This is a genomic window from Sorangium sp. KYC3313, assembly GCF_052075895.1.
Taxonomy (GTDB): Bacteria; Myxococcota_A; Polyangia; order Polyangiales; family Polyangiaceae; genus Sorangium; species Sorangium cellulosum_B.
In genome coordinates, this window is the sequence record NZ_CP197255.1 from 2122632 (window position 1) to 2136160 (window position 13529).

7 protein-coding genes are annotated in these 13529 nt (G+C 70.6%); 5 read left to right on the forward strand and 2 right to left on the reverse strand.

Going from position 1 to position 13529, the window contains the following annotated elements:
* Positions 1–7 precede the first annotated feature (7 nt).
* Positions 8–1420 carry a sensor histidine kinase gene (locus ACSRUE_RS08315; RefSeq protein WP_441290549.1) on the reverse strand — a complete coding sequence of 471 codons (1413 nt, stop codon included), beginning with the start codon at positions 1418–1420 and terminating at the stop codon, positions 8–10.
* Positions 1421–1572: 152 nt separating this feature from the next.
* On the opposite strand from ACSRUE_RS08315, the gene ACSRUE_RS08320 reads away from it, so the two are divergent.
* The 4 genes from ACSRUE_RS08320 to ACSRUE_RS08335 all read left to right on the forward strand — a co-directional run bounded on the left by ACSRUE_RS08320 (position 1573) and on the right by ACSRUE_RS08335 (position 6561).
* A complete protein-coding gene (locus tag ACSRUE_RS08320) occupies positions 1573–3771 on the forward strand; it encodes a MopE-related protein (protein WP_441290550.1) in 2199 nt (732 codons plus the stop codon).
* Positions 3772–3819: 48 nt separating this feature from the next.
* On the forward strand, positions 3820–4752 hold the full coding sequence (locus tag ACSRUE_RS08325; protein ID WP_441290551.1) for an ABC transporter permease: 933 nt from the start codon (positions 3820–3822) through the stop codon (positions 4750–4752).
* Positions 4749–5402 carry a hypothetical protein gene (locus ACSRUE_RS08330; RefSeq protein ID WP_441290552.1) on the forward strand — a complete coding sequence of 218 codons (654 nt, stop codon included), beginning with the start codon at positions 4749–4751 and terminating at the stop codon, positions 5400–5402. The genes ACSRUE_RS08325 and ACSRUE_RS08330 overlap by 4 nt, the downstream gene beginning before the upstream one ends.
* 271 nt (positions 5403–5673) lie before the next feature.
* The gene (locus ACSRUE_RS08335; protein ID WP_441293067.1) at positions 5674–6561 is read left to right on the forward strand and encodes a zinc metalloprotease HtpX; all 888 of its coding nucleotides are present in this window, start codon (positions 5674–5676) and stop codon (positions 6559–6561) included.
* 1790 nt (positions 6562–8351) lie between these two features.
* Here the strand turns inward: ACSRUE_RS08335 and ACSRUE_RS08340 are convergent.
* Positions 8352–8498: a hypothetical protein gene (locus ACSRUE_RS08340; protein ID WP_441290553.1), complete on the reverse strand. Its 147-nt coding sequence runs from the start codon at positions 8496–8498 to the stop codon at positions 8352–8354.
* Positions 8499–8815: 317 nt separating this feature from the next.
* Here ACSRUE_RS08340 and ACSRUE_RS08345 point away from each other — a divergent pair, with 317 nt between their 5' ends.
* Positions 8816–13303 carry an SIR2 family protein gene (locus ACSRUE_RS08345; RefSeq protein WP_441290554.1) on the forward strand — a complete coding sequence of 1496 codons (4488 nt, stop codon included), beginning with the start codon at positions 8816–8818 and terminating at the stop codon, positions 13301–13303.
* The last annotated feature ends 226 nt before the right edge of the window (positions 13304–13529 follow it).

Sequence of the window (13529 nt, forward strand, 5' to 3'; positions counted from 1 at the left end):
CGAGGCGTCAGCCCGAGCGCGGGATCGTGAGCCGCACCCGCGTCTCGCCGCGCGGCCCGTCCTCGATGGCGATACCGTAGTTCGTGTGGGCGGCGATCGCGTGCGCCGCGATGAGCGGCAGGGCCGGCGGGCGGCCCTGCGCGACCGCCTCGAAGTCGCGGCTCAGCACGACGCTCCGCGCCGCGGCCGGGAGCGGCGGCCCGGCGTCGTCGAAGGTGATCTCGACCCCGCTCGGGCCCTCGGAGAGGGACACGAGCACCTCGCTGCCCGGCGGCGACGCGCTGATGGCGTGATCGAGCAGCGCGTGCAGCAGCACCGTCAGCGCGCCCTGCGGCACCACCTCCTGCGTGCTCTCCGGCGCCTCGACCACCACGCGCACGTCGTGGCGGGCCGCGCGCGCGAGATCGTCCTTCACGACGTCGCGCAGCACGTCGGCGACGTCGCAGTGGCGCGGGAACTCGTGGAGCGGACATGCGCCCAACCTGGCGAGATCACTGACGATTTCTGACGCCGCGGTCACGTGGCGCCCCACCGACGAGGCCGTCTCGCCCGCGTCGCCGCCGTGGGTCCGGAGCGGCGCGATGTCGCGGCCGATCGCCGACAGGATGCCGCGCAGCTGCGTGCCGAGCACGCGCACCGCGGCGACGAGCACCGCGAGGCTGTCGCCGCTCGGCGGCAGGTGCGACACCGGCTCGCTGCCGCCGAGCCGCGAGATGACGCTGGGCAGCGACCCGCGCTCCCGCTCGCCCTCGGCCCGCGAGAAGACCGCGGCGAGCTCGCGCGCGTAGGCCTCGCCCTGGGCCTGCGCGGCGGCGAGCTCCTTCCTGAGGCTCTCGACCTCGAGGCGCTGGAGATCGACCTCGGCGGGCAGCGTCAGCGTCTGCATCTGGCCGTCGAGCTCGAGCCGGCCGCCGTAGCGCAGCGCCATGCGCGACAGCCACACCCGCTCGGTCTCGAAGTTCACGGGCGTCTCCGGGCCGAGGTTGACCCGGACGCTGACCTCGGCGCCGACGCGGTGGATGCTCACGTCGGGCGCCCCGGTCAGGCTCGAGGGGTCGCCGCCCTGCGCGATGAGCACCTGGAGCATCCGCCGGAGCTCGGTCTCGTCGCCGAACACGGTGGTCCCTTCGCCCATCTCGATCTGCACGCGCGCCTCGGGCGCGACCTCCCAGAGGAGCGCGGTCAGGTCGACGCGGCCGCGCCGCCCGCGCGGCAGGGGGCGGCCGTGGAGCGACGCGAGCATGCTCACCGCCTCGTCGAGCCGGTTGAGCGTACTCTCGACGCCGCCCGAGCTGTCGTCCGGCGACGGCGTCGGCGGCGGCGCGCTCTCGGTCGCGATCATCCCCACGCCCTGGCGGAGCTTCTGGGCGGCGCTCCGCGCCTCCTGTGCCAGCAGCCACGTCAGCTCGGGTCGGGTCAATCTGTCGCTGGTCACCCTGTTTTTCCCTCTATCCGCGACGCTCGGCGGAATCGCGCGCCATGATGCCAGACGTGGCGGTGCCCTGCTACGCTCATTGCCGCTCACCTCGTTCGATGCGGACTCACACTTCCTCCTTCTTGACGCCTTCCTCCTTGACGCGTCTCGCTCTCCTCTGCGGAGCGGTCGCCGCGGCGGCGCTCTCCGGCGCCGCCTGCGCCTCGAGCGCCCCGAGCCCCTTCCCGTCGGCCGGGGCGGGCGGCGACGGCGGCGCCGGCGGCGAGGGCGGCGCCGGCGGCGAGCAGGCTCCAGCGGACCCGACGCTGGGCGGCCCGTGCGTCGACGACGATCAGTGCGAGGACGGATTTCCCTGCACCTTCGACGCGTGCGACACCGCCCTCGGGCGGTGCCGCTTCACGCCGGACGACAGCGCCTGCCAGAACGACGTCTACTGCGACGGCGTCGAGCGCTGCAACCCGCGGCTCGGCTGCGTGCCCGGCGCGCCGGTCGCGTGCGACGATCAGAGCACCTGCACGATCGACGCGTGCGACGAGGCGACCAAGACGTGCTCGAGCGCGCCGCGCGACGCCGATCTCGACGGCGATCCCGACGAGCACTGCGGCGGGGGCGACTGCGACGACGCCGATTCCACGGTGTCGTCGATGCAGCCCGAGGTCTGCGGCAACGATCGGGACGACGACTGCGACGGGCGCGTCGACGAGAGCGGCTGTGTGTCTCCGGAGCACGACACGTGCCTGGACGCGCTGGAGATCTCCGCGCCGGGCTCGTACGCGATGACGACGGCGGGCGCGGGCTTCCACTACGCGAGCTCGTGCGGCCTGCCCCGCCCTGCGAGCACGCACGACGTCGTGGCCGCGGTGATCTTGCCGCCGGGGCCGCCGGTCGACGTGGAGGTGACCGCGCGGACGGAGGCCCCCGATGGGGAGACGGAGGCCACCGACGTCGCCGTGACGCTCGCCGGCCAGTGCGGCGACGCCGCGACCGAGCTCGCGTGCGGGGGGCCCCACGAGGCGGCGGACGGCGGCAAGCTCGCGAAGCTCCGGGCCCGCGGCCTCGGCGATCCGGAGCGGGCGACGGCGCTGCCGCTCTACGTGACGACGAAGGTGGGCGCGCCGGTCATCGTCGACGTGGCGTTCCTGCCGCCGGCGCCGGCGCCGGAGAACGAGACGTGCGGCACGGCGGCGCCCCTCTCGCCGGGCGCGCCGGCGCTGGCGACGATCGTCGACGCCGCCCTGGATCTCGGGACCGCGTGCGAGACCGGGCTCGGGGAGCTCGTGTACACGTTCGAGCTCGCCGAGCCCCGGGACGTCGACCTCTACGCGATCTCGACCGACGGCGACGGCGATCCCTCGCTCTCGCTGCGGAGCGCCGCGTGCGCGCTGCCGGAGGACGAGCTCGCCTGCCAGACGGCGGCGGCGCCGCACCTCTTCCGGCGCGCGCTGCCGGCCGGGGTGTACGCCGTCGCGGTCTCCGCGACGGCGCCGACCTCGGTGCTCGTCACGCTGGAGCTCTCGCCGCCGACCGAGCCTCCGCCGGACGAGGGGTGCGAAGGGGCGGCCGAGCTCGCGCCGAACCGGACGGTCTCCGTGTCGCTGCTCGGCCACCAGGACGACGTGGATCTCGGCTGCGGCCCCGCGGCCGTCGACGCCGTGTACGCGCTCGAGCTGCCGGTCGCGTCCGACGTGCTGCTCGTCGAGAAGCTGTCGGCCGGCGACTCCGGCGCGATCGCCCTGTCCGCGCCGGCGTGCGGCGGCGAAGGCGATCGGCTCGCGTGCGCCGAGGGCGAGGTCACGCCGCTCCGGAGCGCGCGGCGCAACGTCGCGCCGGGGTCGTACCGGGTCGTGGCCGAGGCGCAGCTCGGCCAGCCCGTGAGCGTGACGGCGTTCGTCCGGCCGGCGGCGCCGCCGACGCTGGTGCCCTTCTCCGACGCGTGCGAGGGGGCGCTGGAGATCCCGGAGAGCGGCGGCTTCTTCCAGGGCAACACGGCCAACGCCGCCGCGGACTTCGACGCCGGCTGCGACCGCGCGGGCACGCAGAAGGGCGGCGCCCGGGACCAGCTCCTCCGGCTCACGCTCACCGCGCGCAGGCGGGTCGTGCTCGACATGGCCGGCTCGAGCTACGAGACGTTGCTCTCGGTCCGCCGCGGCCCGGGCTGCCCCGGCGTCGAAATGCCGCGATCCTGCACGATCGGTACGGATCCCCAGCGGAGCTTCCTCGATCTCGTGCTCGATCCTGGCGTTTATTACCTCCAGGTCGACGGCCACGCGCTCGCGCACGGCCTGTGGTTCCTGGACGTGCGGGTCGTCGACCCCGGGGACGGCGCCGGCCCCTGACCGGCGACTCTTTACAAGCGCCCCCCGTCCCTTGCTAACGTCGCCCCGATGTTCGGCCGCATCTCTGCGATAGCCCTCAACACCTACCGGGAATCGCTTCGGGCGCGCATCCTCATCGGCCTCGCGGGCGTCGCCTTCGCGGTCGCGTTCTACTCGATCATCGTCGGCGCCTACACGCTCCGCAACGGGGCGCGGGTCGTGAGCGACCTCGGCGTCGCGTCGATCTCGCTCTTCAGCATCGCGGTCGCGGTCATCATCGGCGCGACGTCGCTGTACCGCGAGCTCGAGCAGAAGACGATCTTCCCGATCCTGGCCCGCCCGGTGCGCCGCGGCGAGCACCTCGTCGGCAAGTACCTCGGCACGCTGCTCACGCTCGGGGTGTTCATCCTGGCCGACGCCGGGCTCGTGCTGCAGATCAGCGCCGTGCTGGCCGGCCGCTCGCTGGCCCTCGTGGCGGGCGCCGGGGCCGCCTCGCTCGCGGCGCTCGGGCTCGTGGCGTGGCGCTCGCCGCCGGCGCGCACGTACGGGTTCATCCCCTGGGCGGCGGTCTTCCTCGTGCTCGGCGTGCTCTTCTCGGACGGCGCGCCGACGGAGCGCCGCGTCGTGCTCGCGGGCAGCGCGCTCGCGTTCCTCGAGGTCGGCATCGTCGCCGCGGTGGCGACGCTGTTCTCGTCGTTCTCGACGCCGTTCCTGTCGTCGCTGCTCACGCTGGGCGTCTTCCTCATCGGGCGCAACGCCGACTCGCTCGCCCGGCTGCCGGTGAAGTACTTCGGCCCCCAGATCAGCGCCGCGGCGCGCGCCTTCTCCAAGGTGGTCCCGAACCTTCAGATCTACGTGCCGCCGCGCCCGTTGCTCGCGGGCGAGGTCGCCGACGCGAACCTCCTCGTGTACCTGGGCTGGGCGGCGATCACGTGCGCCGGGTGGGCGCTCATCCTCCTGCTGGTGGCGGCGTTCGTCTTCAAGAGACGCGACTTTCTGTGAGGCTCTCGGTCGTGCTCGGCGTGCTGCGCGGCCTGGCGGTCGCCGGCTTCCTCGTCGGCGCGGCGTCGCTGCGGGTGGTGGCCGCGGGCGAGCGGGAGATCGCGGAGAGCACGGACGCCCTGCGCGCCGGCGACGCGCACGCGGCGGCGCTCCACGCGCGGCGGGCGGCGGGCTGGTACGCCCCCGGGGCGCCGCACGTCCGCGTGGCGTACGAGCGGCTGATCGCGCTCGCGACGGCCGCGGAGGGCCTCGGTCGGGCCGACACGGCGCTCTTCGCGTGGCGCGCGGTGCGCACGGCCGCCCTGGAGACGCGGTGGCTCACGACGCCGCACGCGGAGGACCTGGAGCTGGCCAACGCGGCCATCGCCCGCCTCTCGGCGGCCGCGCCGCGCCCGCCGGGCACCCGGACCGAGCCCGCCGTGACGGTCGAGCGGCAGCACCTCGCGGCGCTCGCGCGCGACGAGGCGCCGCGGGTCGGCTGGGTGGTCGCCCTCGTCGGGGCGTTCGCGGCGTGGGTCGCGGGCGCCGTCTGGGTGGCGCGGCGCGGGGTCACGGTGACGGGGCAGTGGGTGTGGCCGCGGGCGGCGCCGGGGCTCGCGGTGTGCGCGGCGGGCGTCGCGGTGTGGCTCCTGGCGATCTGGCAGGCGTGAGGCGCGCTGGCGGGCGCATTCCGCGCCGAGCTCGCGTATCGCGGTGCCAGAGGTGGACCAGAGGTGGAATAGACCGCGAGGCGAAATGGGGCGGTGGGGCGGAATGGGGCGGGCCAGCAGCAGTGGCGGTCGGGAGAGCCACAGGCGGGAATCCGCCGGACACGACATCTGCTGATCGGGTGCGCGGGGCATTGCAATGCGACGCGCGCGACACATCGATCTCGGGGGAGCAGCTCTTGCAGCGCTCCGTTCCGAGGAGGAAACGAAGTTCATGAAGAATCAGATCAAGACGATCCTGTTGCTCGGCGTCATGTCGGCAATCCTGGTGTCCATCGGCGGGGCGCTGGGGCCCGGGTACCTCGTCTTGTTCGGCGTGCTCGCGCTGGCGATGAACCTGGGTGCGTATTTCATGTCCGACCGCATCGTGCTCGCGGTGCACCGGGCCGCCGAGGTCTCGCCCTTCGAGGCCCCGGGGCTGCACCGGATGGTGGAGGAGCTCTCGAGTCGGGCGGGGATCCCGAAGCCCCGCGTCTATGTCATCCCGGACGCGCAGCCGAACGCCTTCGCCACGGGGCGCAACCCGGAGCACGGGGTCGTGGCGGTGACCGAGGGCATCATGCAGCTCCTGAGCGAGCGTGAGCTGCGCGGCGTGCTGGCGCACGAGATCGCGCACATCAAGAACCGCGATATCCTGGTATCGACGATCGCGGCGGCGTTCGCCTCGGGCATCACGTGGGTGGCCCATGCCGTGAGCTTCGCCGGGATATTCGGCGGATCGTCGGACGACGAGGGGGACGGCGCGAGCCCGCTCGGCGGGCTGGCCCTCGCGATCGTGGCGCCGATCGCGGCGACGCTCGTGCAGCTCGGCATCTCGCGGTCGCGCGAGTACATGGCGGACGAGCTCGGCGCCAGGCTGTCCGGGGACCCGGAGGCGCTCGCCAGCGCGCTGTCCAAGCTGGAGCACGGTGTGGCGCTCGTGCCCCCCGAGGCGGCGCGCCCGGCGACGGCCAGCCTCTTCATCGTCAACCCGCTCGCCGGGGCCGGCTCGGTGCTGAAGTGGTTCTCGACGCACCCGACGACCGAGGAGCGCGTGAGCCGGCTGCTCTCGATGGCGTCGAGCGGCCGGACGGCGCGGGGTTTTTCGAGCGTGATGGCCTGACGGCGGGCGGCGCTCTCCACGACGCGCAGATCCAGGTCGCCGCGCGCCTCCAGCCTGGAGGCGCCGCCGCTGACCGAGAAGATCCAGGTCTCCGACGAGGTGCCGACGATCACCCGCCCGGAGGCGAGCGCCTCGAGCGTGTAGATCTCGTCCTCGCTCTCCTCCTTGCTGAAGTCGTGCACGAGGACCGGCTTGCCGTGCGGGAGGTCTACCCACCAGAGCTTGGCGTCGCCGTCGGTCGCCACGAGGGCGGCGCTCCGATCCGCGGTCACCAGGCCCGTCGACGAGGGGGAGCTCGCCTTCACCGCGGTCTCGATGAGCTCCCCGTCCTTCAGCACGGCGAAGACGAAGGAGCGCCGGGCTTCCTTCTTCCACCCGATGTACACGCCGGCGGGGCGGTAGCGCTCGAGCTCCCGCGCGCCCGCTCCGAAACGCGCGCGCACGTCCTTCGGGACGTCCTCCTCGTCCTCCGGCAGCGGGCGCTGCTTGCCCAGGTAGCGCACGCCGACGCGGCCCGGGGCGGGCTCGACGGCGTACTCCTCGGGCGCCTTCCTCGGGCCTGACTCCGGCGCCTCGTCGTCGTCATCGTCCTCCTCGGACGGCGTGTACACGGCGACCTCGGGGAACGCGTCGGGGCTCGTGGCGAGCCGCTCGACCAGCGCGTCGAGGCCGAGCAGCTCGTAGGTGTCGCCGACGTGATCCATGAAGGCCCGGCCCTCGGCGATCCGGACCTCGCCCACGGAGGCCTTCACGCGGCCCACGCGGCGCAGCTTGCTCCCGTCGAAGCCGACGATGGTCAGCCCGTCCTCGGAGTCCTCGCCCTCGTAGCTCTTGACGAGGAGCAGCCGGCCGCCGAGGGCGGGGGTCAGGCCGTAGCCGTCCACGTCCCAGCGCTGCTCGAGGACGGCGCCCTCTCCCTCGCGGCGGTAGACGTCGATCGAGCTCGCGAGCACGAGCACCCGGCCCTCCGGGCCGTAGGCGACGTCGGAGAGGGGCTCGTCGTGCTGGATGAGGCGCCGCACGGAGCCATCCGCGAACACGACCTCCCATACGGCCTCCGAATCCTCCCCGATCAGCGCCGCGCCGCCGTCGTCGCGCGCGGCGAGGTGAGCGCCGGTCGTGGTGGCAAGCGGATCGCCCTGAGCGGTGCGGAGCTCGCCGTTCTCGATCCACGCGGGGACAGGCGGCTTTCGCTTCGGCTTGGCGACGCCGAAGACGAGGCCGTTCGGCGCGATCAGCACCTCGCCGCTCCGCCCGAAGAGCCTCTGTTGCTCGTCGGAGGGCCCGGGTGCCTTGTAGCCCGGCACGAGCTCCAGCCGGAGCCCGCCAGAGATGACCCTGGGCTTGTCGTCGTCGCTGGCGTCCGCCTCGTCCGCGTCGTGGTCGTCGCCTGCCGCGCGCTCCGACGAGCGCTCCTCTTCGGGGGCCGCGGCGCGCGCCGCCTCGCGCGCGGCTTCGACCGCCGGATCCACCGCGCACGCAGCCGCGAAGCGCGCGCCTCCGCCGAAGCGGGGCAGCTCGACGGGCCACCTCGGGCCCGCCGGGGGCTCGGGTCGTTGCTCGGCGGACCAGGCGTCCCAGTCGCTGTCGCTCTCGATCGCCTCGGCCAGGGAGGCCACCTCGATCGGGTGCGCGCCGTGCACCGCGGCGAGGGCCTGCTGGACCGCGCGCGCCATGTCGGCGACGCACGCCTTGCTCCACCCCGCCGGCCGCACCCGCGCGAGCGCCCAGCGATCGGCCCACTGGAAGGGCTCGCAGTGCTCCACCGCGCGCGCGTCGAGCGCCCGCTCCTACGCCTCGCCGACGGCGCGCCGCGCGGCCGCGTCCGGGGGCGCCACGAAGCAGAGCTCATAGGAGAACAGGTCCCCTTCGAGGTCGAACCAGTCGCTCGGCGCTGCCCCGAAGAACGCGAACGGATAGGGCGGACATCCCGGCATGGGGCGAACGGTACTGCAGGGGAAAGGCGAGGCGAAACGATTTGAGGAGGTCAAGGGCGAATAGCCACGCTCGCTTCCGGTACCAGAAGATGGTTGACGTGATCCCCCTCCTGGGAGCCGGTTCAACGACGTACCCACGCGCCGCATCATGCAGATCCTGCGCGCGCCACGCGCGGCGTCGCGCTCGCGATCCGGCTCGCTTCCGCGCGTCGCCCGTTCAGCGTATCGTTTGGGCGTGGTTGCGCGTTGGACGCTCCTCGACGACGAACCCTTCGTCGACATTGACGAGGACGAGTGGACGCGCCCGAAGGCGGGTGATGGCTGGGGTGCTCGGCGAAATCGACGTTCTTCCGTGGACACGGTTCTGGATCCCGCGCGACACGGCGCCTGTGCTCGACGGCCGCGGGTGCCTGGCCGATCCTGAGGGGCTGTACGGGAGCGACATCAACCCGCAGGCACGGACGCTGGAGCAGCTCGAGGACCAGCCGTGCGTCGCGTTGCTCGGGGAGCCGGGGAGCGGGAAGTCGCATGCGGTTCGCGCATACGTGGCTGGCGTTCGTGGGAGTCGCTCCGCGACGTTGCTCGACGTCGACTGTCGGTGGAACCCCGACCTTAACGAGCAGATCTTCGCTACGGACGCGTTTAAGCAGTGGCTGGCCGGTCGAGCGCCGCTCACGCTCGTTGTCGACAGCCTGGACGAGCACCCGCGGGGGGCGCATGAGGTCGCGTCGCAGCTCATCGACCGGATCCGGCGCGGGCCGGTCGACTCCTTGCGGCTACGGATCGCGTGCCGCACGGCGGAATGGCCCGTCGTGCTCGACGAGCAGCTCCCACTCCTGTGGAAGCCGAACGGAGAGGAACCGCAGGCGACCTTCCATTCCCTGGCGCCGCTGCGGAAGAGCGATATCGCGCTGGCTGCCGGGAAGGACGCGGCCGGGTTCCTCGCCGAGGTCGCGCGGGTGGACGTCGGCTCGCTGGCGAGCAAGCCGGTAACGCTGGGGTTCCTGCTGAAGGAGTACCGGCGTTGCGGGAAGCTACCGCGCACGCGATTGGACCTGTATGAGGAGGGGTGCAGGATCCTCTGCGAGGAGTCGAGCCGATCGCGCCACGGAGCACGCCGTACCGGGAAGCTGCGCGGCTCGGAGCGTCTGGCGATCGCTTCCCGGATCGCGGCAGTCCGTGTGCTCGGACGTCGCGCCATCGTGTACACGGGCATGGATCTGGGAACGGTGCCGCCGGAGGCGGTCACGCTCGAAGACCTCGCCGGCGCCACCGAGCCGAGCTCGTCCGGACAGGTGACGGTCGACACCGATGCACTCGAAGAGGTGCTCAATGTCAGCGGCCTCTTCGCGCCGCGTGGCAGCGGGCAGATCGGGTGGGCTCACCAGACATATGCCGAGTTCCTGGCAGCCCGGTTCTTGCATCAGCGAGGGCTATCGACGGCGCACGTCGCGCGAGAGGTTTCGAACTGTGGCATGGGCCGCGTGATCCCGGCGCTGCGCGAGACAGTGGCGTGGCTGGCGAGCATGAATAGGGAGTTCTTCCAGCACATGCTCGTCGCGGACCCCGAACCGCTGCTCGGGAGCGACTCCGCGATGGAGGGGAACGCGGAGCGCGAGGCGTTGGTTGGAGCTCTGCTGGAGAAGATCGACCGGCGAGAGGTGTCGGCAATGCCCATCCTTCACCGGAGTGAGCTTCTGGCGCGCCTCAGCCACCCTGGGCTCGCCGATCAATTGCGTCCCTATATTATTGGGCGTGACCGCTACATCATGGCCCGGCGCGTGGCGCTGGACTTGATGGATGCATGCGCGGTGGTGGCGCTCCAAGACGTGGTGGCGGATGTGGTGCTCGATGGCAGCGATGACGACGAGATCCGTCCGTCGGCCGCGCGCACGCTTGGGCGCATCGGATCGCGGGAAACCAAACGACGGCTGTTGCCGCTTCTTCGCGGCGACTGTGACAAGGATCCGGAACGCGAGCTGAAGGGATATGCGTTGCTGGCTCTCTGGCCTGACGACATCACCGCCTCCGAGTTGTTTGATAGTTTGACGTTGTTGAAAAATCGGGTTCACGGCGGATCTTACGCGCTGTTCCTGAATAAACTGACCAAAACGTTGCCTCCAGCAGCTCTGCCGGAGGCCCTCCGTTGGACCATCCGGTTGCCCGCACGCCGTGACGTATCGTTGGCATCTGGCAGGTTGCTCGATAAGATTCTGCGGATGGCCTGGGACCGAGTCGAAGATGCCGAGGTGCGAGCGCTGCTCGCCCAGGCAGTGATTCGGCGTTTGGCGGTGCATGACGGCATCTTCGAGGGGCGCGGTCACCGCGGCGAGGAGACCCCCGATCCAGCGCGAGACGATGGCCGGCGACGCCTGCTCGCAACCGCGATGGTTGCCTTGTTGCCCTGGGGGCCGCATGACGCATCCTCGCTTATCAATCACGGACTTGTTCTCGCTCAAGACGTGCCCTGGGCCATCGAGCAGCTTCGCGCCGGGGCGACGCCGACAGAACGTGAGCATTGGGCGGCTGTCTTGAGCGAAGTAGCATGCCGGAGTTGGACTTTTGAGGTCGCAGACCCCATCCTCGGAGCATTGGATGAGCTGGGCGAGCTTCGCCAGGCAATGCCATGGCTCATCAAGGACGTTGAGCTCGGTTCAGCCGAGTCCCGGCGGATGCGACGCGAATATCGTCGGGCCCGTAAATTGCGTGGTTACTTGCGGGTAAAGCGGCGAATGCCCCGAAGATTTTCGCGCATGCACAAGCGGATCGAGGTTCGCTTGCGGCAGTTCAGAGAGGGCGATTTCGATGCTGGCTGGAGACTGCACTTATTGCTTGCGATAGACCCTGAAGGCAAGTCCCATGGCGACTTGCACGAAGAAGATCTTACCACTTTCCCCGGCTGGCAATGCGCCGACGAGGAGACTCGGGCTCGCATCCTTGACGTCGGTCGCGAGTACCTTTTGCGTGTCAACGACCACTCCGACGAATGGCTCGGTAAAGAGGTTTTGCATCACCCTGCTGCTGCTGGCTATAGGTACATCCACCTGCTCGACGCCGTCGATCCCGCGTGGCTCGACGAGCATGCAGCCGCCGTCTGGGCAAATTGGAGTGCGATTTCTGTAGCCTTTGTACTCGACGCTGACGCACAAAGCCAACGGGTCGTATCTCGCGCATATCGCGCCGAGCCTGCGCGTGTGCGGGATGTGCTGCGCATTCTGCTCGACGAGGACCATCGCAAGCACGGCCACCCCTACCGGCTTCACCAGATGGCAGCGTGCTGGGATGCGGATCTCGGGCGTTTCTTGCTTGAGTATGCACGGCGGCCCGATCTGAAGCCTCGATTCCTCGGCGAACTCCTGGATGAGCTGATGCGGCATGGGGTCGAGGGGGCAACGGATGCGGCGGTGTCGATCCTGGACGGTCCGGTTCCTGAGGGGGGGCCTGGACGGCTTCGCTCCCACGCGGCAGCCCATGCGCTGTTGGCCTTTAGCCCCGAGGTCGGCTGGCCGGTCGTTCATCCTCTGATTGAGGTGGATCCCGATTTCGGTAACGAGGTGTTTCTCACGTTCGTTGACGAGGTTGAGTTCCGGCGTGCGAGCACATGGGGTGAGGGCCTATCGATCGCGGATGCCGTGGCGATCTATGTCTGGATCGAGCGCCACTTTCCGAGCGACAACGATCCGCAAGATCCACAGGGGGAGATTCATGAAATCACTCCGCGTCATAGAGTGGCCGAGCTGCGAAATACGCTCCTCAGCGAGCTGAGATCGCGAGGCTCCATCGAGGCCGTGGTGGCGATCGAGCAACTCCAGAAGACCTTCCCCGACCGCGACTTCACCTGGGCCATTCACGGTGCAAAGGAAGCCGCTGCTCAGGGAACCTGGACCCCCCGCGCTCCGCGTGAGATCATCGATCTCCGCCCCGCCTCCTGCACGCCCATGCCCGACCATCCGCCCCCTGCCGCCGCGCCCAGCTTCTCGTTCCCGCCCCCCCTCGTCGAAGCGTACAGGCAGAACAAGCTCGCCGTGCTCTTCGGCTCGGGCCTGTCCATGGCCCGCGACGTCATGGGTAAGTTCCCGCGGTGGAACGAGCTGCCCGAGCGGCTCTTCGACCAGGCGCAGAATCATGGGGTGCTCGAGCCGCAGCAGCTTGACGGATTGCGCACGTTCTGGAAGGGCGGCCATCTCTCGCTGGAGGGCATGCTCCGCGTGCTCGACGCCCCCAAGGACGCACTCCGTGGTGCGCGCCGGTATCAGGCGGCGCTCAACGCCGTCTTCCGCCCGCCGAACGCGACGCCCGGCGATGTCCACCGCGCGCTCGTCGAGTTGGGTCTCGGCGTCCTCGTGACCACGAACTACGACCAGCTCCTCGAAAAGGCGGAGCCGGCGCGGCAGCCTTATACGTGGAAGAAGTCTGACGGTGTGCTCTCCGATATCAAAGAGGGGCGCAAGGTTTTGTACAAAATCCACGGCACCGCCGACGACGAGGATACCGTCGTGATGACTCGGAGCGAGTACGACGCAGCGGCCCGGGACGAGCCCTACCAGCGCACGATGAGCTACTTGCTCCAAACCTACACGTTCCTGCTCGTTGGCTATGGCATCAACGATCCACTCGACCTGGATCTCATCTTCGAGCTCAACATGCGCGCTTTCGGATCGGCGACCAGCCTGCACTATGCGCTCATGAAAGACCCGCGCGATCGGGATCGCTGGCAGCGCGAGCTCAACGTTCAGGTCGTGCCTTACCAGAACCACGACGACCTCCCTGCCATCCTCCGCGCGCTCCGAGCGACCAAGCAGTGACCTCGACCTGAACCGTCCTCGCCCGATGAACTCGGCGGCGTTGGCCACGGCCGAGCGTCGTGCAACCGGGCCCGAACGCGTCGCTGCCGACTGGGGCATGCCGCGATGGCGTGATAGGCCCATCTGCCTCGCCGCGCCCGGGTCCGGTCTCTCGGAAACAGCCAGCTGCCTCGCCGCAACCGGATCCGGTTTCCCGGAAGCAGCCAGCTGCCTAGCCGTCACCGGA